The organism is Sphaerotilus microaerophilus (assembly GCF_023734135.1).
Lineage (GTDB): Bacteria > Pseudomonadota > Gammaproteobacteria > Burkholderiales > Burkholderiaceae_C > Sphaerotilus > Sphaerotilus microaerophilus.
This window is the reverse complement of record NZ_AP025730.1, coordinates 1,502,218-1,523,365: the sequence shown is the minus strand read 5'-3', so window position 1 is coordinate 1,523,365 and position 21,148 is coordinate 1,502,218. Positions and strand designations below refer to the sequence as shown.

21 protein-coding genes are annotated in these 21,148 nt (G+C 65.3%); 10 read left to right on the top strand and 11 right to left on the bottom strand.

The features are described 5' to 3' along the window. Window positions 1–132 precede the first annotated feature (132 nt). A complete protein-coding gene (locus NGK70_RS06725) occupies window positions 133–1,530 on the top strand; it encodes a peptidoglycan DD-metalloendopeptidase family protein (RefSeq protein ID WP_428985582.1) in 1,398 nt (465 codons plus the stop codon). Continuing rightward, window positions 1,508–2,659, top strand: coding sequence for an anhydro-N-acetylmuramic acid kinase (locus tag NGK70_RS06720; protein WP_256490759.1), 1,152 nt, complete (start codon window positions 1,508–1,510; stop codon window positions 2,657–2,659). The genes NGK70_RS06725 and NGK70_RS06720 overlap by 23 nt, the downstream gene beginning before the upstream one ends. Before the next feature lie 86 nt (window positions 2,660–2,745). Here NGK70_RS06720 and erpA read toward each other — a convergent pair whose 3' ends face one another. From erpA to NGK70_RS06665, 11 genes are all read right to left on the bottom strand, one after another. Continuing rightward, entirely contained in the window at window positions 2,746–3,111 is a 366-nt protein-coding gene (gene erpA, locus NGK70_RS06715; RefSeq protein WP_251972496.1) for an iron-sulfur cluster insertion protein ErpA, read from the bottom strand. Between the two features lie 80 nt (window positions 3,112–3,191). Beyond that, a complete protein-coding gene (locus NGK70_RS06710; protein ID WP_251972495.1) occupies window positions 3,192–3,611 on the bottom strand; it encodes a bactofilin family protein in 420 nt (139 codons plus the stop codon). Window positions 3,612–3,738: 127 nt separating this feature from the next. After that, complete coding sequence (locus NGK70_RS06705; RefSeq protein ID WP_251972494.1) at window positions 3,739–4,452, bottom strand: DUF6776 family protein; 714 nt, start codon at window positions 4,450–4,452, stop codon at window positions 3,739–3,741. Between the two features lie 207 nt (window positions 4,453–4,659). Continuing rightward, complete coding sequence (gene rpsI / locus NGK70_RS06700) at window positions 4,660–5,052, bottom strand: 30S ribosomal protein S9 (protein WP_251972493.1); 393 nt, start codon at window positions 5,050–5,052, stop codon at window positions 4,660–4,662. 9 nt (window positions 5,053–5,061) lie between these two features. Further along, a complete protein-coding gene (gene rplM, locus NGK70_RS06695) occupies window positions 5,062–5,490 on the bottom strand; it encodes a 50S ribosomal protein L13 (protein WP_251972492.1) in 429 nt (142 codons plus the stop codon). Window positions 5,491–5,634: 144 nt separating this feature from the next. After that, complete coding sequence (locus NGK70_RS06690; RefSeq protein WP_251972491.1) at window positions 5,635–6,105, bottom strand: SixA phosphatase family protein; 471 nt, start codon at window positions 6,103–6,105, stop codon at window positions 5,635–5,637. A 35-nt stretch (window positions 6,106–6,140) separates the two neighbouring features. Next, the gene (locus tag NGK70_RS06685; RefSeq protein ID WP_251972490.1) at window positions 6,141–6,782 is read right to left on the bottom strand and encodes a hypothetical protein; all 642 of its coding nucleotides are present in this window, start codon (window positions 6,780–6,782) and stop codon (window positions 6,141–6,143) included. 120 nt (window positions 6,783–6,902) lie between these two features. Then, window positions 6,903–8,069 (bottom strand): BMP family ABC transporter substrate-binding protein, encoded by a 1,167-nt coding sequence (locus tag NGK70_RS06680; RefSeq protein WP_251972489.1) that lies wholly within the window; start codon window positions 8,067–8,069, stop codon window positions 6,903–6,905. A gap of 103 nt (window positions 8,070–8,172) precedes the next feature. Further along, complete coding sequence (locus tag NGK70_RS06675) at window positions 8,173–9,093, bottom strand: ABC transporter permease (protein ID WP_251972488.1); 921 nt, start codon at window positions 9,091–9,093, stop codon at window positions 8,173–8,175. Next, the gene (locus NGK70_RS06670) at window positions 9,090–10,151 is read right to left on the bottom strand and encodes an ABC transporter permease (protein WP_251972487.1); all 1,062 of its coding nucleotides are present in this window, start codon (window positions 10,149–10,151) and stop codon (window positions 9,090–9,092) included. Before NGK70_RS06670 ends, NGK70_RS06675 begins: the two co-directional genes overlap by 4 nt. 8 nt (window positions 10,152–10,159) lie before the next feature. Continuing rightward, window positions 10,160–11,737 (bottom strand): ABC transporter ATP-binding protein, encoded by a 1,578-nt coding sequence (locus NGK70_RS06665; protein WP_251972486.1) that lies wholly within the window; start codon window positions 11,735–11,737, stop codon window positions 10,160–10,162. 169 nt (window positions 11,738–11,906) lie between these two features. On the opposite strand from NGK70_RS06665, the gene NGK70_RS06660 reads away from it, so the two are divergent. The 8 genes from NGK70_RS06660 (at window position 11,907) to NGK70_RS06625 (ending at window position 21,137) form a co-directional block, all read left to right on the top strand. Then, window positions 11,907–12,533, top strand: coding sequence for a Uma2 family endonuclease (locus tag NGK70_RS06660; RefSeq protein WP_251972485.1), 627 nt, complete (start codon window positions 11,907–11,909; stop codon window positions 12,531–12,533). A gap of 155 nt (window positions 12,534–12,688) precedes the next feature. Then, window positions 12,689–15,031, top strand: a complete 2,343-nt coding sequence (locus tag NGK70_RS06655; RefSeq protein WP_251972484.1) for an SLBB domain-containing protein — start codon at window positions 12,689–12,691, stop codon at window positions 15,029–15,031. Between the two features lie 37 nt (window positions 15,032–15,068). Next, window positions 15,069–16,271 (top strand): Wzz/FepE/Etk N-terminal domain-containing protein, encoded by a 1,203-nt coding sequence (locus NGK70_RS06650; RefSeq protein WP_251972483.1) that lies wholly within the window; start codon window positions 15,069–15,071, stop codon window positions 16,269–16,271. Next, window positions 16,271–17,437 carry a DegT/DnrJ/EryC1/StrS family aminotransferase gene (locus tag NGK70_RS06645; protein ID WP_428985581.1) on the top strand — a complete coding sequence of 389 codons (1,167 nt, stop codon included), beginning with the start codon at window positions 16,271–16,273 and terminating at the stop codon, window positions 17,435–17,437. Before NGK70_RS06650 ends, NGK70_RS06645 begins: the two co-directional genes overlap by 1 nt. Further along, entirely contained in the window at window positions 17,418–18,017 is a 600-nt protein-coding gene (locus tag NGK70_RS06640) for an acyltransferase (protein WP_251972482.1), read from the top strand. The genes NGK70_RS06645 and NGK70_RS06640 overlap by 20 nt, the downstream gene beginning before the upstream one ends. A 79-nt stretch (window positions 18,018–18,096) precedes the next feature. Continuing rightward, a complete protein-coding gene (locus tag NGK70_RS06635) occupies window positions 18,097–19,623 on the top strand; it encodes a lipopolysaccharide biosynthesis protein (RefSeq protein ID WP_251972481.1) in 1,527 nt (508 codons plus the stop codon). 6 nt (window positions 19,624–19,629) lie between these two features. Further along, window positions 19,630–20,574 (top strand): glycosyltransferase family 2 protein, encoded by a 945-nt coding sequence (locus tag NGK70_RS06630; RefSeq protein ID WP_251972480.1) that lies wholly within the window; start codon window positions 19,630–19,632, stop codon window positions 20,572–20,574. Window positions 20,575–20,579: 5 nt separating this feature from the next. After that, window positions 20,580–21,137, top strand: coding sequence for a serine O-acetyltransferase (locus NGK70_RS06625; RefSeq protein WP_251972479.1), 558 nt, complete (start codon window positions 20,580–20,582; stop codon window positions 21,135–21,137). Window positions 21,138–21,148 lie beyond the last annotated feature (11 nt).

The window sequence follows — 21,148 nt, the reverse complement described above, 5'->3', positions numbered from 1 at the left end:
CGAGATTCTAGAGCGTCCCCCCAAGGGCGCCTGACTTGGACCAGCCGGCACCCGGTTCGCTCTCCCCGCCCGTCGGGGTGCCGGGCTCTCCGATCACCAGCGGCTGGTGCCGCCTCTTTGCAGTATCCAAGAGTGTTGTTCAAAGCTTCTGGCGCCCAGGCGCGCCTCTGGGCCGCGCGAGTCGAGTTGGCCCTTCGGCATCATCCCCGCGCCATCAGCGGCGCGGTCCTCACGCTGCTGCTCGGTACGGGGGTCACTGCCTTCGGTGTCGCGCCGCTCACCACCCTCGACGCCGCCCCAACGCCCACCCGTTTGATCAGCCAGGAGGTGGCGCTGAACCACCTCGCCAGTCAGGTCACGGCACTGGACGAGCATGACATCGAACTGCACCGCAACGACCTGACCCGCGGATCCGACACCGCCGACAGCCTGCTGCAGCGCCTGGGGGTGAACGACCCCGAGGCCGCCCAGTTCCTGCGCCGTGACCCGGTGGCCCAGCGCATCCTGATGGGCCGCCCCGGCAAGCAGGTGCATGTGCGCAGCGAGGCCGCGCCCGGCGGCGGCCAGTTGGTCGAGCTGGTGGTGCGCGGGCCCGCCGCCGACAACGACGACTCCACCAGCCACTTCACGCGCACCACGGTGCGGCGTGGGCCGCAGGGGCTGGCGGTCTCCAGCGAGCAGGTGGCGCTGGCACGCGATGTCCGCCTCGGCGCCGGCACGATCGAGTCCAGCCTCTTTGCCGCGGCCGACGAGGCCCGCCTGCCCGATGCGGTGACGATGCAGATGGCCGAGATCTTCGGCTCGGACATCGACTTCCGCCGCGAACTGCGCAAGGGCGACACGTTCTCGGTGGCCTACGAAACCCTCACCGCCGATGGCGAACCGGTCACCTGGAGCTCCGGCAGCGGCCGGGTGCTCTCGGCACGCTTCATCAACGCCGGGCGCAACCACGACGCGATCTGGTTCCAGGACGGCGACCACAAGGGCAGCTACTACGGCCCGGACGGCCAGAGCAAGGCGCGCCTGTTCCTGTCGTCGCCACTGGCCTTCTCGCGCGTGACCTCCGGCTTTGCGATGCGCTTCCACCCGATCCAGAAGACCTGGAAGGCCCACCTGGGCGTGGACTACGGCGCCCCCACCGGCACGCCGGTGCGCGCCGTCGGTGAAGGCACGGTCGAATTCGCAGGCGTGCAGAACGGCTACGGCAACGTCGTGGTGCTGCGCCACAGCGGCGAGCGCAGCACGGTCTACGCCCACCTCAGCCAGATCGCCGTGCGCAAGGGCGAGCGCGTCGCACAAGGCGAGCGCATCGGTGCGGTCGGTGCCACGGGCTGGGCCACCGGGCCGCACCTGCACTTCGAGTTCAAGATGGGCGGCAGCCAGGTCGACCCGATGAAGATCGCACGCGCCTCGGAAGCCGTGCTGCTCAGCGCCGCCGCCAAGCCGCGCTTCGAAGCCGTGGCGGCCACCGCCATGACCCAGCTCGCCTCGGCCTCTCGCCCGGCCGTTGCCATCGCGCGCATGGAGTGACCCCCTGGGCGAGGAGCTCTACATCGGCCTGATGTCGGGCACCTCGCTGGACGGGGTGGATGGCGCGCTCTGCGCCTTCACTGCGGACGGCCGCTGGATCGGCGTGCGACGGCACGCCGCCCTGCCCTTCGAGCCCGCCCTGCGCGCGGCGCTCGCCGGGCTGCAGCAACCCGGCCCCGACGAGATCCACCGCGCCGCCCTGGCTGCCAATGCGCTGGCCGAGGTCTATGCGCAGGTCGTGCAGCGCCTGCTGGAGGGCCTGAGCCCGTCATCCGTGCGCGCCATCGGCACCCATGGCCAGACGATCCGCCACCGGCCCGGCCTCTTTGACGGCACCGGCTACACCACCCAGATCAATCAGCCCGCCCTGCTGGCCGAGCGCTGCCGCATCGACGTGATCGCCGACTTCCGCAGCCGCGATGTGGCAGCGGGTGGCCAGGGCGCGCCGCTGGTGCCGCCCTTCCACGCTGCGATCTTCGGCAACGGCGACCCGGCACTCCCACCCCGGGCCGTGGTGAACATCGGCGGGATCAGCAACCTCACGCTGCTGTCACCCGGCAAGCCGCCACGCGGTTTCGATTGCGGCCCTGGCAACGCCCTGCTGGACCATTGGGCGCAGCGGCACCTCGGCCAGCCCTACGATGCCCAGGGCGCATGGTCGGCTGGCGGTCAGGTCGCAACGGCGCTGCTGCAGGCGCTGTTGAGCGAGCCCTATTTCGCCTCGCCGCCACCGAAGAGCACCGGCCGCGACCTCTTCCATCCCGAGTGGCTGCACTGGCACCTTGGCGCCCAACGCTCCGCCTGCGCGGCGCAGGACGTGCAGGCCACGCTGTGCGAGCTGACGGCAGCGGCCATCGCCAACGATCTGGCGCGCCACGCCCCCTCGACCCGCGAACTGCTGGTGTGCGGCGGCGGCGCCCTGAACGACGACCTGATGCGCCGCCTGGGCCAGCGTCTGCCCGGCTGCTGCGTCCTGGGCACCGCAGAACGGGGTCTGCCACCGCTGCAGGTCGAGGCCGCCGCCTTCGCCTGGCTGGCGCGGCAGCACTGCCACCGCCAAGCGGCCAGCCTGCCAGAAGTCACCGGCGCCCTCGGCCCGCGGATACTGGGTGCCTGCTACCCGGCCTGATCCGCACAAACGCAAGAGCCGCCCGGAGGCGGCTCTTTGCAAGGCGGGCCAGCGTCGAGTCCGCGGCCCGGAACGATCACGGCACTTCAGGTCGAGAAACTCGAACCACAGCCACAGGTCGTCGTCGCGTTCGGGTTCTTGATGACGAACTGGGCTCCCTGCAGGTCTTCCTTATAGTCGATCTCGGCGCCGACCAGGTACTGCAGACTCATGGCATCGATCAGCAGCGTCACGCCGTGCTTGGACATCTGCGTGTCGTCATCGTTGGCCACCTCATCGAAGGTGAACCCGTACTGGAAGCCCGAGCAGCCTCCACCCTGCACGAAAACGCGCAGCTTGAGGTCAGGATTGCCCTCTTCCGCCACCAGATCGGCCACCTTGGCAGCGGCACTGTCGGTGAAGACGATGGGGGCGGGCATCTCGGTCTGGATGTCTTGTGCAACGGCACTCATGCGCAACTCCTGAAAAACGCTGGATCTGCTAAATAGAGATCGGGTGCCCGGAAAACAAGGGACCGTTTACCCGCTCGAAATCACTTCTTGTCGTTGGCCGCCAGCAGCTTCAGCGCCGGCTTGTCCTCGATGGCGGTGCCACCCGAAGCCGGGCTGATGCGCTGCAGGGCGCCTTCGATGGTCGCGCCCTGGTGCATCTCCAGCGATTCGTACCGGACATCACCCTGGATGCGCGCCTTCGGCTGCAACTCAAGCAGGTGATTGGACTCGACCGGTCCGATCACCGTACCGTTGATGATGACATGACCCGCCTTCACCGTACCGACGACCTTGGCTTTGTCGCTGATGACCAGGATGCTCGTGTCGTCCGGATTGGCCACCACATCACCCTGCACCTCGCCATCAATGCGCAGGCCGTCGCCGAAACGCAACGTCCCCTGCACCGTCGTGCCCTCGCCGATCAGGCTTCTGATGGAGGGCTGTTTCTTGGATCCAAACATGACTGGAGCTTCCTGGAGTTGAAGGGATTTGATCAGGGGGTGCGAGCCAGGGCGCCTTTGGGCATTTTCGTGCGAAACGGCACCAAGGCGAACCGCGCCGGCCGATAGGCCACCTTGACGTCCGGATTCACAGGCGTACGACCTCGCTGGTCTGCACCTTACCGACGCTGTCAAGCACCTTGATTTCCACCTGTTTTACCATGGCGCCAGCAGGGTGGTCGATCACGCCTTCCAGGCGTTGATACTGTTTCAGGTTTACGGTAAGGGAGGGCTGCGCGACATGGTGCGTCCAGGTCTTGCCGTCCTGGGTGCCGCTCAGATGGACCTCATAGCGGCCATTGAACCCGCCAGTGCGCCCTGCCGCCGCCATCAGCAACGCTTGGTAGCGCAGCCGCCCCGCTCCGTCCGGGAAGGCCTGCAGGCCGCGCAGCGCCATGGCCTTGTTGACTCCGCCCGAGGGCATGAATTTTTCGAAGAACCCCAGGTCGCGCGTGAGCGCGAGGTTCTCGGCCTCCAGTGCCTTCACCCGGGCAGCCAGGCTTTCCTGCGAGACGCGCTCGGTCTTGAGCAGGCTGTCGGCCGAGTTCGCGATCGAAATCGCGCGCTCATGCTCGCTGCGCAGCTTGGCCAGCTCGGCGCGCAACTCGACCAGCTCGGCCTGGGCATTGCGATCGATACCGGCGATGTCCTTGCCAAACTCGAAGGCCCACAGCGACAGCGCCCCCGAGAAACCCAGCACGAGGGCGAACGCCACCCAGCGCAGAGGCCACGGCAGCCGACTTTTGACCGTCACCCTGGGCGCACTCACCGACAGGCGACGACGCAACAACTTCCAACGCATGCAATCCCGTGTGTAGCGAAGCGGCGGCACACCGGAGGCCCGGCACCGCCCAACCGAGGCGCGCACCATACACGATGCGCACGCGGCTGCGACTGATCGAGCGCACAAAGTCGCAACCGCACCCCAGATGCGACAAAGCCGGCGCACCTGGCACCGGCTTTGCGTGTCGGGACGCCCCGCCGGATCCGGCAGGACGCACCCGTGGCGTCAGCGCTTGCTGAACTGCTTGCGACGGCGAGCGCCGTGCAGACCGACCTTTTTACGCTCGACTTCACGCGCATCACGCGTCACGAAACCAGCGTGGCTCAGCTCGGGCTTGAGCGCCGCGTCGTAGTCGATCAGCGCGCGGGTCACGCCGTGGCGCACCGCACCGGCTTGGCCGGATTCGCCGCCGCCATGGACGTTGACCTGGATGTCGAAGGCCTCGACATTGTTGGTCAGCACCAGGGGCTGCTTGACGATCATGATCGAGGTCTGGCGGCCGAAGTACTGCTCCAGCGGCTTGCCATTGACCTTGATCTGGCCCGTGCCCTTCTTGATGAACACACGCGCTACCGACGACTTGCGGCGGCCCGTGCCGTAGTTCCAATCACCGATCATGGCCGTTCCTTAGATGTCCAGCGTCTTGGGCTGCTGAGCGGTGTGCGGGTGCTCGGCACCGGCGTAGACCTTCAGCTTCTTGATCATCGCGTAGCCCAGCGGACCCTTGGGCAGCATGCCCTTGACGGCCTTCTCCAGGGCGCGGCCCGGATGCTTGGCTTGCATGTCCTTGAACTTGGTGGCACGGATGCCGCCCGGATAACCGGTGTGGCGGTAGTACACCTTGTCTTCGGCCTTGTTGCCGGTGACACGGATCTTGTCCGCGTTGACGATGACGATGAAGTCACCGGTATCCACGTGAGGCGTGTAAATGGCCTTGTGCTTGCCGCGCAGGCGGAGGGCGACTTCGCTGGCCACCCGTCCGAGAACCTTGTCCGTTGCGTCAATCACAAACCACTCATGCACGACTTCGGCCGGCTTGGCGCTGAAAGTCTTCATGGCAAATCTTCTTTGCTGGGGGTTTGCGGCTGCTGCCGTCACCGTCGGCGCCGCTTATGGGGGGCGGCCTCTCGGGCATCCGGCTGAGTGCCCCGGCGAACCGGGTAGCGCTCCTTCCCGTGCAGCCAATGCCGGGAAAGCCGACTATTGTAGCTGATCCTCGACTGGCAGGCGAACGGCCCGCAGCAGCACCGTCAACCCGGCGGCCGAACGCTCGCCGCGCAGCCACCAGACAGACCCTTTCTTGAGGGTCCAGGCCAGGGGCAGGCCCGACAAGACGAGAGCGGCGGCCTGCCCGAGTGCGGGCTGGTGTCCGACCAACAGCACCGCGCCACCACCGTCCGGCCACCCGGCACAGCCCAGCAGGTCATCGGCCGAAGCCGCCGGTCCCAATGCGTCCACCACCCGGCTGGGGCGCCCCAGCGCCTGCGCCGTCTCACGGGTACGCAGTGCCGGGCTCACCAGCACACGGGCATCGGCAGGCAGTTGGCGATCCAGCCAGGCCGCCATGCGCCGCGCCTGCCGGCGGCCCTTCGCAGACAGTGGCCGCTGCAGATCCGCTGGGCCGGCGACGGGCGTACCGGCATCGGCATGGCGCCAGAGAAACAGGTCCATAGGTCCGTCACCCGCCCGCCCGGAACCCAGCGGGCTCAGGAACCGCGACGCGCGCCGGCCTTGCCGGCCTTGGCCTTGGGCAAAGGCAGGTCCTGCGCGGCCGGACGGCCGGTCTTGAGCGCCGGCACGTCGTACAGCGCCGCCAGGAAAGCCGTGTCGCCCATGGCAGCGAGGGCCTTGATGCCCGCACGCAGCAGCTCACTCTTCTTCGCCGGGCGGGCCAGCGTCGTGGCGCGCTGCTTCAGGTCGGCCAGCAGGGCGTATTCGCCCTTGGGCATCGTGAAGCTGTCGCGCACCAGCTTGTCGCGCTTGCGGGAGGCCTCCGCCTTGACCGCCTGGGCCTGCGGAGCGCCCTTTGCGACGACCACCTCCTTCGCGGTGTCGCCAGACACAGCGGCCTTGGCGGACAGCTTGCGCACCGGCTTGAGAGCGTCCGACGCCACGGCCTTCACAGCCACGGGGATCTTCTTCGGAGCACGCTTGGCGGCAGGTGCCGACGCTGCCGCATGCACCGGCTCGGTGGCAGCGGCTTCAGCCGGCTTTGGCGCGGCAGCCCGCTTGCGCGCCGGCTTCACGGCCGGCGCGGGCTCGGCAGTCGCCGGTACGGCGGGTTCGACCACCGCTGCGGCAGAGGCAGCGGGGACGGAGGAAACGGCGGCGGCGGGCGAGGTGTTCATGGTCACTGACCTTTCCGTGAAAAACAGTATAAACAATATATACCGTTTTACATCCAAACGCCACGAGCAATGCCCGCACGAGCGGGCCGCGGCGCGCTCAGCCCGCCGGCAGCCGCTGCGTCACTTGCCGCTGGGGATCTTGCCGTCCACGCCCTTGACGTAGAAGTTGATGCCGCCGAGGAACTTGTCGTCGGCCACCGCGTCCTTGGCCAGCGCTTCCTTGCCGTCCTGGCCGACGATCGGGCCCTTCCAGATCACGAAGCTGCCATCCTTCAGGCCGGCCTTGACCTTCTCGACCTGCGCCTTCGCGTCGGCCGGCACGGTGTCGGAGACCGAGACGATGTCGATCGCCCCCTCCTTGACGCCCCACCACTGCGAGCCGGTGGCCCAGCTGCCGGTGAGGGCGTCGTCGATGGCCTTCTTGTAGTACGGCGTCCAGTTGATCACGGCCGAGGCCAGGTGCGCCTTGGGGCCGAACTTGCTCATGTCCGAATCCCAGCCGAAGGCAAACTTGCCCTTCTCCTCGGCCTTCTGCAGCACCGCGCTGGAATCGGTGTTCTGGAACAGCACGTCCGCGCCGCCGGAAATCAGGCTGGCCGCGCCCTCGCCTTCCTTGGGCGGATCGAACCACTTGTTCACCCACACCACCTTGGTCCGGACCTTGGGGTTCACGCTCTGCGCGCCCAGGGTGAAGCTGTTGATGTTGCGGATCACCTCGGGGATGGGGATGGAGCCGACCACGCCCAGCACGTTGGACTTGGTCATCCGGCCGGCGATCACGCCAGCCATGTAGGCGCCCTCGTAGGTCCGGCTGTCGTAGGTGCGCATGTTCTCGGCCGCCTTGTAGCCGGTGGCATGCTCGAACTTGACGTCCTTGCTGTCGGCCGCGACCTTGAGCATCGGCTCCATATAGCCGAAGGTGGTACCGAAGATCAGCTTGTTGCCCTGGCCGACCAGGTCGCGCATCACCCGCTCGGCGTCGGCCGACTCGGGCACGTTCTCGACAAAGGTGGTGACGATCCGGTCGCCGAACTCGGCCTGCACCGCCTTGCGGGCGTTGTCGTGCGCAAAGGTCCAACCCGCGTCGCCCACCGGGCCGACGTAGGCGAAGGCCACCTTCAGCGGCTCGGGCTTGGCCACCGCGGCGGATGCCGCAACCGAGGCCGGCGCCGCGGCGGGGGCGGCAGGCGCTTCTTCCTTCTTGCCGCAGCCGACCAGGGCAGCGGCGGCAGCCAGCGCAGCGCCACCAGAGAGTTTGAGCAGCGCACGTTTGGCGAGCAGGGTCATGGTTTCTCCTTGGTCAGGAATCAGGAATCAGGACAGGGGCACCGGTGCCCGGGCGGGCAATTCGTCACCCGTTTTGTGACAAACGGGCATTATCGACAGCGTCTCAGCCGCCCGGGAAGAACGGCTTGCCGATCGACGCCGGCATGTTGGCCCGGATCCACGCCGGGTTGCGCGAGATCAGCACCAGCACGACGATGGTGGCCAGGTAGGGCAGCATCGTCAGGAACTGGCTGGCCACCTGCACGCCCTCGCCCTGCAGGTGGAACTGCAGCATCGTCACGCCGCCAAAAAGGTAGGCACCCAGCAGCACCCGCGCCGGCCGCCAGGTGGCGAAGGTGGTCAGCGCCAGGGCGATCCAGCCCTTGCCCGCCGTCATGCCCTCCACCCACAGCGGGGTGTAGATCACCGACAGGTACGCGCCCGCCACGCCGCAAAGCGCCCCGCCCGCCACCACCGCCGCCAGGCGGATGCGCCGCACCGGGTAGCCCAGTGCGTGGGCCGACTCGGGCGACTCGCCCACCGCCCGCAGCACCAGCCCGGCGCGCGAGCGGTAGAGGAACCAGGCCAGCCCCAGCATCAGCGCCACCGCGAGATACACCATCGGGTGCTGGCGAAACAGCGCCGGCCCGACGAAGGGCAGGTCGGCCAGGCCGGGAACCTCGAAGTGCGGCCGCTCGGCCAGCTTCTCCTGCGTGTAGCGGATGCCCACGAAGGCCGAGAACCCCGTGCCAAACAGGCTCAGCGCCAGCCCGGTGGCGTACTGGTTGGTGTTCAGCCAGATCACCAGCAGGCCAAAGGCCGCAGCCATCACCGCCCCCGCCGCGGCGCCGGCGGCGAAGGCCAGCCAGTCGTTGTGCGTGTGCACCGCGGTGGCGAAGCCGGCAATGGCCGCCACCAGCATCATTCCCTCGGCACCGAGGTTGACGATGCCGGCGCGCTCATTGATCAGCAGCCCCAGCGCAGCGATCGCCAGCACGGTGCCGGCGCTCAGGGTCGCAGCCAGCAGCAGCGCAAACTCATTCATGACGGACGGCTCCAGCGGATGCGGTAGGCGATCAGCGTGTCGCAGGCCAGCAGCGAAAACAGCAGCAGCCCCTGGAACACGCCGGTGAGCGACTTGGGCAGGCCCAGGCGCGACTGCGCCAGCTCGCCGCCGATGTAGAACATGCTCATCAGCACCGCCGAAAACACGATGCCCACCGGGTGCAGCCGGCCGACAAAGGCCACGATGATGGCCGCGAAGCCGTAGCCCACCGGCACATAGGGCGTGAGCTGCCCGAGCGGCCCAGCCGCCTCCAGCGCCCCGGCCAGCCCGGCCATGCCGCCGGACACCAGCAGCGCCGTCCACAGCGCCCCGCGCGAGGAGAAGCCGGCGTAGCGCGCCGCCGCCGGCGCCAGCCCGCCCACCTGCAGCGCAAAACCCCGGTAGGTGCGGAACAGGAAGAGCGTGAACGCCACCACCGCCGCCAGCGCGACCAGCACGCCGATGTTCATGCGCCAGCCGTCCACCAGCCGCGGGATCTTGGTCGGCGCCAGGAAGGTGATGGTCTGCGGGAAGTTGTAGCCCTGCGGGTCCTTCCAGGGCCCGTAGACCAGCCAGCTCAGCAGCATCTCGGCCACGTAGACCAGCATCAGGCTGACCAGGATCTCGTTGGCGTTGAAGCGGTCGCGCAGCAGCGCCGTCAGCGCCGCCCAGGCCATGCCGCCCGCCACGCCCGCAGCCAGGATCAGCAGCACGATGCCGCGCGAGCTCTGCGCATCGGCCTGCATCGCCACCCAGCCGCCGGCCAGCGCGCCCAGCACGAACTGCCCCTCCGCGCCGATGTTCCACAGGTTGGAGCGAAAGCACACCGCCAGCCCGAGAGCGATCAGCACCAGCGGCACCGCCTTGACGCTCAGCTCGGCCAGCGCGTAGCCGCTGCGCAGCGGCTCGACGAAGAACACCTGTAGCGCCTTCAACGGGTCCTTGCCCAGCAGCGAAAACAGCGCGATGCCGATCAGCACCGTCAGCACCAGCGCGATCAGCGGCGACAGCCACGACATCAGCCGCGAAGGCTGCGGCCGCATCTCCAGTTTCAACATGCCGAGTCTCAACATGCCCCCACCCTTCCTGGACCGCCCTCCCGGACCGCGGTACCCACGGCCGCCGGCTCACCCCACAGCCCGGACATCCACAGGCCGATCTGCTCGATCGTCGCGTCGCGCGTGGCGATCGTCGGCGACAGCCGCCCCTGCGCGATCACCACCAGCCGGTCGCAGATCTCGAACAGCTCCTCCAGCTCCTCGCTCACCACCAGCACGGCGCAGCCCGCATCGCGCAGCGCCAGCAGCTCGGCGCGGATCTGCGCCGCCGCCCCCACGTCCACGCCCCAGGTCGGCTGGCTGACGATCAGCAGCTTCGGCTGCGCATCGATCTCCCGCCCGACGATGAACTTCTGCAGGTTGCCGCCCGACAGCGACCTGGCCGCCGCGCCCGGCCCGCCCGCCCTGACCTTGAAACGCTCGATCAGTGCCGCCGCCTGGCGCTCCACCGCCCCCAATCGCAGCCAGCCCGTCGCCGCCACCCCCTCGGTGCGCGTGAGCAGCAGGTTGTGCGCCAGCGACAGCGTCGGCACCGCGCCGCGGCCGAGCCGCTCCTCCGGCACGAAGTGCAGCCCCAGCTGGCGCCGCCGCCGCGGCGAGGCGCGCGCAATGTCGGCACCGAACAGGCGGATCGAGCCGGCCGGCGCCCGCATGTCCTCACCCGACAGCGCCGCCATCAGCTCCTGCTGGCCGTTGCCCGACACCCCCGCCACGCCCAGGACCTCACCCCCGCGCAGCTCGAAGCCGACCTGCCTCAGCGTGGTGCCGAACGGATCGCCCTTCGGCAGGTCCAGCCCCGCCACCTGCAGCGCCAGCGCCCCCAGCCTGGCCGGGCGGTGCTGCAGCGGCGGCGGCTCGGCGCCGATCATCAGCCGCGACAGGCTGGCGTTGCTCTCCCGCGTCGGGTCCACCTCGCCGGTCACCCGCCCGCCGCGCAGCACGGTGCAGTGGTGGCAGAGCGCGCGGATCTCGTCGAGCTTGTGGCTGATGTAGAGGATCGAGCGGCCATCCGCGGCCAGCTGGCGCAGTGTGACGAACAGGCGCTCCACCGCCTGCGGCGTCAGCACCGAGGTCGGCTCGTCCAGGATCAGCAGCTGCGGGTCGGTCAGCAGCGCGCGCACGATCTCCACCCGCTGGCGCTCCCCCACCGACAGCGTGTGCACCGGCCGCGCCGGGTCCACGTCCAGCCCGTACTCGCCGGCCACTTCGCGGATGCGTGCGCTCACCTGCGCCAAGCTCAGCGACCGGTCCAGCCCGAGCCACACGTTCTCCGCCGCCGTCAGCGTGTCGAACAGCGAGAAGTGCTGGTAGACCATGCTGATGCCCAGCTGCCGGGCCTGCGCCGGGCTGGCGATCTGCACGGGCCGGCCGTTCCAGCGGATCTCCCCGGCGTCGGGCTGCACCGCACCGTAGATGACCTTCATCAGCGTGGACTTGCCCGCGCCGTTCTCACCCAGCACCGCGTGGATCTGCCCGGGCGCGACCGTCAGGTCCACGCCATCATTGGCCCGGACGGCCGGGTACTGCTTGGTGATGCCGCGCAGCTGCAGCCGCGCGGCGGGCTCAACACCGATTTCCGCAGACATAGGACGCTTCCAGGTTCCTCTCGTCGGCCAGGGTGATCCAGGCGCTCAGGGGTGGACATGCGTGAATTGTCGCCGCGGCGGATGGTGCTGGCAGCCGCGAAAGTGCCGCGCTAGCATCCAACCCCGGGAACATCCCCATCACCGCGCAGCAACTCGCAGGGAGCGCAACGTGGGACTGGCCTTGCAGAAACAGGAAACCGTTGGCTTCGACCGCGACAGCTACCTGGCGTGGGAAGCCGAGCAGGACGCGAAGCACGAGTACCAGCGCGGCGAAATCGTCGCCATGGGCGGCGCACGCCAAAGCCACGTGCTGGTATCCCTGCGCCTGGCCAGCCTGTTCCTGCGGCCTCTCGATGGCAGCCCCTGCCGAACCTACATGTCCGACATGAAGCTGCTCATCGAAGCGGCCGACGCCTACTTCTACCCCGACGTCATGGTCAGTTGCAGCGCGGCCGACCGCCAGGCCGAACTCGCCCTCACCGCCCCCTGCCTGATCGCCGAAGTGCTGTCAGCCTCCACCGCCGGCCGCGACCGCGGCGCCAAGTTCGTGGCCTACCGCCTCATCCCCAGCCTGCGCGACTACCTGGTCATCGACCCGGAGCGCCGCCGCATCGAACTCTACAGCCGCGCCAACGAGGGCTGGCTGCTGCGCGAAACCGGCCCCGGCGAGCCCGGCCTGCCGCTCGACAGCATCGGCCTGACCCTCGCCGCCGAGGAGGTGTTTGCCGACCTGCCGGCGCTGAGCGCGCCACCAGGCATCGAGTCCGACCCGCCGCACGGCGACGACGCGCGCTGACCGACGCTGCGCCGGCAAACGGCCGCCCGAGGTCCCGATCCGAGAACAAGTTTGCAACCAACGGATACATGTGCGATCCCCTCTTCATGGGGTCCGTACACTTGCGGGTTGCTTTGCAGTTCAGGGTTGCCGCAGGCCCCCCCAACCAGATGCCCATGCGCTCGCTCCTCCTTCGTCCGCTCGTATTGCTGCTGCTCGCCTCGCCCCTGGCACACGCCCAGACGGCAGTCGCCGTCGGCTTCGCGGGCTCTGCCGGTGCAGCGACACCGGGCGCCGCGTCCATGGCAACGCAGGGCATGGCGTCGCCGGCCGGCAGCACAGCGCCTGCGGGCGCCATCACCATCACCAACAACCCCAGCGGCAACCCCACACCGGGCGATGGCAAGGCCCAGCGTCCAGCGGAGTCCCGCCCGGCCGACGTTCCCAGCGATACGCCGAGTGGCGCACAGCGCGAATTGGCGCAGGAAAACGAGTTCCAGCGCTTCGTCTACAACGCAACGGGACAGAAGCTGCCGCTGTTCGGCCAGCCCTACTTTGCCGGGGCCGACCGCAGCTTCGCCCCCGTCGAGAGCGTGCCCGTACCCACCGACTACGTGCTCGGCCCGGGCGACGAGCTGTATATCCGAGCCTGGGGCAGCATCGACGTCGACTACCGCGCCACCATCGACCGCAACGGGCAGATCAACATCCCCCGCATTGGCACCATGGGCGTGGCGGGAATCAAGGCCGGGGACGTCGAGGCCCACCTGCGCACGCAGGTCAGCCGGGTGTTCAGGAACTTCAGCCTCAACGTCACCCTGGGCCAGCTGCGCAGCATCCAGGTCTTCGTCGTCGGGCAGGCGCGCCGGCCCGGAAACTACACCATCAGCAGCCTGTCGACCCTGGTGAGCGCCGTCTTCGCCAGCGGCGGCCCGGCCCAGAACGGCAGCATGCGCAAGATCCAGCTGCGCCGGGACCGCAAGGTCATCGCCGAGTTGGACCTCTACGACTTCATCATCCACGGCAACAAGGACCGGGACGTCCGGCTGCTGCCTGGGGACGTCATCGTCTACACCGCGGCTGGCCCCCGCGTGGCGGTGCTGGGCGCCGTCGACACGCCGGCCATCTACGAGTTGCAGCCGCAGGGCGAGGCCCTGGAGCGCGTGCTCGGCTACGGCGGTGGTACCCGCGCCTCCACCAACCCGCGCTCGGCCCAGCTCGAAAGCATCGACGCCAGCCAGCCCAGGGCACCACGCACCGTCGCCACATTGGACCTGGCCCAGGCGGGGCGCACCTTGCTCAAGGACGGCGACATCGTCACCCTCTTCGGCGTCGCCCCCCAGTTCGCCAACGCCATCACCCTGCGCGGCAACGTCGCGGCCCCCCTGCGCTACCCGTACAGCCCCGGCATGCGCATCAGCCAGCTCATCCCTGACCGGGACGCCCTCATCACCCCGGACTACTACGTTCGCAAGAACAAGCTGGTGCAGTTCACCAACGGCAGCGACGTCAGCACCCAGCAACTCACCCGCGACGTCAAGAACATCGTCGACGAGCCCAACTGGGAATATGCCGCCATCGAGCGCATCGACCCCAAGACGCTTGCGATGCAGCTGATTCCCTTCAACCTCGGCAAGGCCGTGATCGACCGCGACCCGGCCCATGACCTGGCCCTGCAGCCCGGTGACGTTGTGACCGTCTTCGCCCGGCAGGACATCCGCAACCCGGTCTCCAAGCAGACCCGGCTGGTGCGTGTGGAAGGCGAAATCGCCGCGCCCGGCATCTACCAGATCCAGCCCGGTGAAACGCTGCCCCAGCTCGTCCAGCGAGCTGGCGGCATGACCCCCGAGGCCTACGTCTTCGGCACCGAGTTCGCCCGCGAGGAAACCCGCCGCCAGCAGCAGATCGCCCTGGACGACGCCATCAAGCGCCTCGAAGCCCAGTTGGCCAGTGAAGGTGCCACCGCTGCAGCCAACCTGTCCGCCACCGACGCCCAGGCCGCCAATCAGCTCCGCCAGGCACAGGCCGAAGCCCGCAAAGCGCAGATCACACGCCTCAAGGGCCTGAAGTCCACGGGCCGCATCGCACTGGAACTCCCCTCCAGCGCCACCCCGTCCGACCTGCCCGACCTGCCCCTGGAAGACGGCGACCGCGTGAGCGTGCCCGCCCGCCCCGCCTTCGTCTTCGCCGTTGGCGCCGTGGCCAACAACAACGCCATCCTCTGGCGCTCCGGGCGCAAGATGCGTGACTACCTCGACGTGGCCGGCGTCGACGCCGACGCGGACATGGGCAACAGCTTCATCGTGCGCGCCGACGGTACCGTGCTGCACGCCAGCCGACGCGGCTGGTTCAACGACCTGGAAGGCACCGAACTGATGCCGGGCGACACCCTCGTCGTGCCCGAGAAGGGCAACCGCGAGACGTTCTGGACCGCCTTCACGCGGGGGCTAAAGGACTGGTCGCAGATCCTGTATCAGTTTGGCTTGGCAGCAGCGGCGATCCAGACGCTGCGGAATTGAAGTTCGGACGACGCGCGTATATCCCTGTTTCTGAATCATGTCGAACGAAACACTCCCAGAGTCACCACACCGGTCCGAATCACCTGACGAAGAATCATCGATCTCGGCCATCGACATACTGCTGATCCTTCTAGCTCACAAGAAGTTGCTGACTATTTTTCCGCTGGCAGTAGGTGCCGTGGTGCTGGGCTTGAGCTTCCTTATCAAACCTGTATTCACTGCCAATACCCTGATGCTACCGCCGCAGCAGCAGCAAAGTAGCGCAGTCGCCGCGTTGCTTGGTGCAGCAGGCGGGATGGCAGGTGCATTGAGCGGCGTCGCCGGCTTGAAAAATCCGAGTGACCAATGGATTGCATTGTTGAAAAGCCGCCCGATCGCTGACGCCATCGTCTCGGAATTCAAGTTGCGTGAAGTCTATGAAAGCGAATACCAGTTTCAGGCGCGCAATGCCCTTGCAGGCAACACCCGCATCACATCAGGAAAAGACAATCTGATCACCATTGAGGTCGATGACGAAGTACCCGAGCGGGCCGCAAAGATCGCCAACAGGTACATCACTCAACTCCAGGAAATGACCAAGACGTTGGGCGTCACGGAAGCCGCACAGCGGCGGCTGTTTTTTGAGCGCCAACTGCTTGATGTCAAGGACAAGCTTGTCAAAGCCGAAGTCGCATTGAAGGACAGTGGCGTCGGAAAGGACGTGCTAAAAATCAACCCTGAAGCCGCTGTGGGTCGTGTCGCCCAAGTTCAAGCCACAATCGCTGCTCAAGAAATCCGGCTCTCGGTCATGCGAGGCACCATGACCGAGAGCAACCCTGAATACCGATCGGCGACGGCAGAACTTCAATCACTGCGGGCCCAGCTCAAGGCGCTGGAGCGAGACAACTCGCAGGAGCCTGATGGCAAGAGCAACGAGTACATTTCAAAGTACCGTGAATTCAAGTATTTCGAGACATTATTCGAAATATTTTCCCGGCAATACGAAATGGCAAGAGCCGATGAAGCCAGCAACGGTGCTGTCCTGCAGGTGGTCGCTATCGCCGAAATTCCAGAATACAAGTCCAAGCCAAAGCGCGGATTGCTCGCTATAACAGCTGCCCTCCTGACTTTCATCGTCTGTCTGCTGTGGTTGATGGCCCGTCGCGCGTTGGCCCGAATGGCCGAGACACCTGAAGGCGCCCAGAAGTTGGCCGCCCTGCGCGCATCGTTTGGTCTGCGCCGCGCGACCATTCGAGCCTGATGCCTGAAAACGACGACGCCTGCTGCCCCGGAAGAACCATGTCCCAATCTCGCTCGCCGATCTACGTCACCAAGCCCTTCCTGCCCGATTTGCAGGAGTTCATGCCCTACATGGAGAAAATTTGGGCCAACCAGGTACTCACCAATGGCGGGCCCTTTCACCAGCAACTTGAGCACGCATTGTGCGACCACCTCGGCGTGGAGCACATCGCGCTGTTTGCCAACGGGACGCTGGGACTGGTGACGGCGCTGCAGGCGCTGCGCGTCACCGGCGAAGTGATCACCACGCCGTATTCCTTCGTCGCCACCGCGCATTCGCTGCTTTGGAACGGCATCAAGCCGGTGTTCGTCGATATCAGCCGCGATACCCTGAACCTCGACCCGAGCAAGATTGAGGCTGCCATCACGCCGCAGACCACGGCGATCATGCCGGTGCACTGCTACGGCCACCCCTGCGATGTCGAGGCGATCCAGAAGATCGCCGACAACTACAACCTCAAGGTCATTTACGACGCCGCTCATGCCTTCGGCGTACGCATGGATGACGGCCACAGCGTGCTGCGTCATGGCGACCTGTCGGTGCTGAGCTTCCACGCAACCAAGGTATTCAATACCTTCGAAGGTGGCGCCATCGTCTGCCCCGACGCCAAGACCAAACAGCGCATCGACCATCTGAAGAATTTTGGCTTCGTCGACGAAACCACCGTGGTCGCGCCCGGCATCAACGGCAAGATGAGTGAAATCAACGCCGCCTTCGGTCTGGTGCAACTGCAGCACATCGACGCTGCCCTCGCCCGCCGTGCCGAGATCGACGCCCGCTACCGCACCGAGTTGGCCGACCTGCCCGGCGTCCGCTGCGTGCGCGACAGCGGAGAACGGGTGGCCAACCACTCCTACTTCCCCATCCTGGTTGGCCCCGAATACCTGCACAGCCGCGACGCGCTGTATGCCCGCCTGCGTGAGAACGACATCTACGCTCGCCGCTACTTTTACCCATTGATCTCGGATTTCCCGATGTACCGCAGCATGCCATCGGCCAACCCGAGCCACCTCCCTGTGGCCAGCGACATCGCCCGCAAGGTGCTATGCCTGCCTATTTATCCCGCCCTGAGCGACGCAGACCAAGGGCGGGTGATCGACGTGATCCGTGGCGCCTGTCGCACCTGACGGCATCAGGGGGGCCAAGCTGATGGGACTGCTAAGCCGCGCCGAATTGGAAGCTCAGGGCTTTGCCGCCTTGGGTGACGACGTCCGCATTTCCGACAAAGCCTCCATCTACGGCGCGAAGCGCATCCACCTTGGCGACCACGTCCGCATCGACGACTTCTGCGTACTGTCGGCTGGAACCGGCGGCATCGAAATCGGCAGCCACGTTCATGTTGCGATTTACTCCAGCCTGATCGGTGCTGGCCGCATTGTGTTGCATGACTTCTGCAACCTGTCCTCGCGCGTCTCGATCTACAGCAGTAGCGACGACTATTCAGGAGCATTCATGACGAACCCGATGGTGCCGACCGAGTACACCGGGGTGACCAGCGCCTCGGTCATCCTCGAGAAGCACGTGATCATCGGCTGCGGCAGCGTCGTACTTCCCGGCGTTCGATTGGCTGCAGGTGTAGCCGTCGGTGCGCTGAGCCTCGTGACGCGTGACTGCGAGGCATTCGGCATCTATGCAGGACAGCCAGCGCGAAGGATCAAGGAGCGGCGGCGGGATCTGCTCGACCTGGAAGCCCGGTTGATGTCGTGACCGAGTGGCCGGACGCTACAACCTGGGAGTCATCCGTGCAGCCTGACGGCCCGCCATTCTGCGGACCACTCAACCGTACATGACCGACTTCAAGCGCAACCTCGTCGCATCCTATCTCAGCCAGATCTACGTCGCTGCGGTTGGCATCCTCATCGTGCCGATCTACATCCGATACATGGGGACCGAGGCTTATGGTTTGGTGGGCTTCTATGCGATGCTGCAGGCGTGGTTCCAGCTGCTGGACATGGGCCTGTCGCCGACGTTGGCGCGTCAGACGGCACGGCTGTCCGGTGGCGCCATTACTGCGCTGGAACTACGGCGCCTGCTGCGGGTTTTAGAAGGCATTTTCGTTAGCATCGCGCTTTCGGGCGCCCTCGTGCTTGTGCTCGGTGCCGACTGGGTCGCCACCCGCTGGCTACAAGCACAGGCTCTGTCGACCGACCAAGTCCGTCTTTCGATCGAGCTGATGGCGGGCATCATCGGTCTTCGCTGGGTGGCCGGACTCTACCGCGGTGCCATCGGCGGGTTTGAGCAGCAGGTCTGGCTCGGCCGACTCAACGCCGCTACAGCGACCGCGCGATTCGTCGTCGTGTTGTTGGTCTTCGAATGGATCGGCACTTCCCCAGCCCATTTCTTTGGATGGCAACTGCTGGTGGGACTGGCCGAAACCACCTTGCTTGTTCGCCAAACCTACGGCCTCCTTCCTTCGCGCGAGCCGGGTGGCCCGAAAATCGGATGGCATTGGTCCGCAATGCGCGACGTAGTCGGCTTCTCGCTGAGCATCGCCTTCACCAGCGCAGTCTGGATAGGGGTAACCCAGACCGACAAGCTGGTGCTATCCAAGATCCTGCCGTTGTCGGACTACGGCCACTTCACACTCGCCGTGCTGGCAGCTGGCGGTGTGTCGATCATCAGCGGCCCGCTCAGCATGGCACTGATGCCCAGGCTGGCACGGCTGCAAGCCCAGGGCGACGAGAGCGGCCTGCTCCAACTCTACCGACAGGCCACACAGGGTATGGCCGTCATCGCGCTGCCCACGGCCCTGGTGCTGGGTTTCTGCGCCGAACCCTTGTTGCGGGCCTGGACCGGCGATGCCGCACTGGCCAGCCAAACCGCGCCGATCCTGCGTTTGTACGCGCTGGGCAACGGTATCCTCGCACTCGCCGCCTTCCCCTACTACCTTCAGTTTGCCAAGGGCGATGTCCGGTTGCACCTAGTTGGCAACGTGCTGTTCGTGCTGTTTCTGATCCCGTCGATCATCGTCGCGGCGATGCACCGCGGCGCGGTTGGCGCCGGATGGACTTGGTTCAGCGCCAACCTGATCTACTTCCTGCTATGGACTTGGCGTGTCCATCGCCGGTTCGCGCCGAACCTGCACCGGCCGTGGCTCCTTCAGGACATCCTGCCGACTGCCGCCATCGCCACGGCGACCACGGCCGCGCTCAGCACTCTGACCCCCTGGCATACCAACCGGCTCATCATCCTGGGTGAACTGGCCGCTGTCAGCTTCGCCGTCTTCCTGTTCAGCTGCGCCAGTTCGACCAACATCCGCCAATACGTGCGACTCCGGATTGCCGCACGCGCAGCCACCTCCAAAGCCTCCTGATTTGACATGAACGACACTCTGACGTTGCCGGAAACCGAGAACCGGCCCGTACCCAAGGTTTCGGTTTGTGTAGTGACCTACAACCAGAAGGACTTCATTGCTCAGTGCATTCAGAGTCTAGTTGACCAGAAAACCAACTTTCCATTTGAAATCATCATTTCAGATGATTGCTCAACAGACGGAACCTCTGGAGTAATCAGTGAATTCAAATCAAAGTATTCACACATGATCCGGTCCGTACGTCACGAGAAAAATATTGGCGCCTACAAGAACTTCGTATTTGCACACACGCTCGCATCTGGAGAGTACATCGCGCACGTCGATGGCGATGACTATGCACTCCCTGGAAAGCTGCAAGCACAAAGCGATTTCCTAGACAAAAACCCTGATTGCAACATCAGCTGGCATCGCATGCTAGTCAAAAATGAATCAACCGGTTTGATATGCGAAGACTTGTTTGACTGCAGTCTCATTCCAAGCAACGGCTTCTCTCGAGCGGACATTATCCGATTTATAACACTAGGATCCAACAGTTCAAAAATGTACCGAAAACAAGTTCGAGACTTTCAAATTCCAGACTTTCCCGTAGTGGACTACTTCGCCAACGTCGAGCAAATAGGAACAGGCAGCGCTTGGTTTATATCCGACAAACCATTTGGGGTATATAGAGCAGGCATCGGAATAGCGTCTGCCGGGCTGACCACAAGACGACTTCTAGCCTCCTGCTTCACATATTTTGGCAAGAAATATCCGCAACATAAGCGACAGGTGGGATCTGCATCGCTACTCCTCTTTGTTGCCGCACTAAAAAACAAGAACTGGCCAGTCGCAAAGATTTTTCTTGGGCCAACGCTGCAATTCTCACGCATTCAATCAGCACTTGATTTGATCAAATATCGAAATATCTTATCAACACTTCGGATTCCGCCATCAATTCGCCACTCAAAATAACAAAGATGACCATCTCATTCTTCTTTGATGACGTGACCGCGCTTGCTGGCGACAAATCTTACCTCAACAAGATCAAATGGATTCTCACGTGTCACACACTTCATATGACACTACTGATTCGCATCGGACAATCAATTCGCAAACTATGGGCAATAGGCTCACCCCTGGGGTTGCTGGTTGAATACATAATTAGGATTGTGTTTGCAAGCGATATATCCTGTAGAGCAAAAATTGGCCCCGGCTTGGTAATCGTACACGGTCACGACATAGTCATAGGTGCAGACGTCATCATCGGCCGAGATTGCACCATATTCAATGGCGTTACCCTGGGAAACAGGAACCTCATTCGCTCCAGCCTCGGCAACCAGCCTCACATCGGGGACAAAGTCACCCTCTCCACAGGCTCAAAAATACTTGGACGAATATGTATTGGCGATAACTCCGTGGTTGGCGCAAATGCTGTTGTAATTTCAGATGTACCAGAAAATTCAACGGTCGTTGGAGTGCCCGGCAGAGTGATAAACAAGGCAAGAAGCCAAACCAATAATCACAACCACCAATAAGATTAATCTAG

What these genes read in the sequence shown, in the direction of transcription:
- erpA (WP_251972496.1), bottom strand. Translation starts at nt 3,111, where the DNA reads ATGAGTGCCGTTGCACAAGACATCCAGACCGAGATGCCCGCCCCCATC.
- NGK70_RS06710 (WP_251972495.1), bottom strand. Translation starts at nt 3,611, where the DNA reads ATGTTTGGATCCAAGAAACAGCCCTCCATCAGAAGCCTGATCGGCGAG.
- NGK70_RS06705 (WP_251972494.1), bottom strand. Translation starts at nt 4,452, where the DNA reads ATGCGTTGGAAGTTGTTGCGTCGTCGCCTGTCGGTGAGTGCGCCCAGG.
- rpsI (WP_251972493.1), bottom strand. Translation starts at nt 5,052, where the DNA reads ATGATCGGTGATTGGAACTACGGCACGGGCCGCCGCAAGTCGTCGGTA.
- rplM (WP_251972492.1), bottom strand. Translation starts at nt 5,490, where the DNA reads ATGAAGACTTTCAGCGCCAAGCCGGCCGAAGTCGTGCATGAGTGGTTT.
- NGK70_RS06690 (WP_251972491.1), bottom strand. Translation starts at nt 6,105, where the DNA reads ATGGACCTGTTTCTCTGGCGCCATGCCGATGCCGGTACGCCCGTCGCC.
- NGK70_RS06685 (WP_251972490.1), bottom strand. Translation starts at nt 6,782, where the DNA reads ATGAACACCTCGCCCGCCGCCGCCGTTTCCTCCGTCCCCGCTGCCTCT.
- NGK70_RS06680 (WP_251972489.1), bottom strand. Translation starts at nt 8,069, where the DNA reads ATGACCCTGCTCGCCAAACGTGCGCTGCTCAAACTCTCTGGTGGCGCT.
- NGK70_RS06675 (WP_251972488.1), bottom strand. Translation starts at nt 9,093, where the DNA reads ATGAATGAGTTTGCGCTGCTGCTGGCTGCGACCCTGAGCGCCGGCACC.
- NGK70_RS06670 (WP_251972487.1), bottom strand. Translation starts at nt 10,151, where the DNA reads ATGTTGAAACTGGAGATGCGGCCGCAGCCTTCGCGGCTGATGTCGTGG.
- NGK70_RS06665 (WP_251972486.1), bottom strand. Translation starts at nt 11,737, where the DNA reads ATGTCTGCGGAAATCGGTGTTGAGCCCGCCGCGCGGCTGCAGCTGCGC.
- NGK70_RS06655 (WP_251972484.1), top strand. Translation starts at nt 12,689, where the DNA reads ATGCGCTCGCTCCTCCTTCGTCCGCTCGTATTGCTGCTGCTCGCCTCG.
- NGK70_RS06650 (WP_251972483.1), top strand. Translation starts at nt 15,069, where the DNA reads ATGTCGAACGAAACACTCCCAGAGTCACCACACCGGTCCGAATCACCT.
- NGK70_RS06645 (WP_428985581.1), top strand. Translation starts at nt 16,271, where the DNA reads ATGCCTGAAAACGACGACGCCTGCTGCCCCGGAAGAACCATGTCCCAA.
- NGK70_RS06635 (WP_251972481.1), top strand. Translation starts at nt 18,097, where the DNA reads ATGACCGACTTCAAGCGCAACCTCGTCGCATCCTATCTCAGCCAGATC.
- NGK70_RS06630 (WP_251972480.1), top strand. Translation starts at nt 19,630, where the DNA reads ATGAACGACACTCTGACGTTGCCGGAAACCGAGAACCGGCCCGTACCC.
- NGK70_RS06625 (WP_251972479.1), top strand. Translation starts at nt 20,580, where the DNA reads ATGACCATCTCATTCTTCTTTGATGACGTGACCGCGCTTGCTGGCGAC.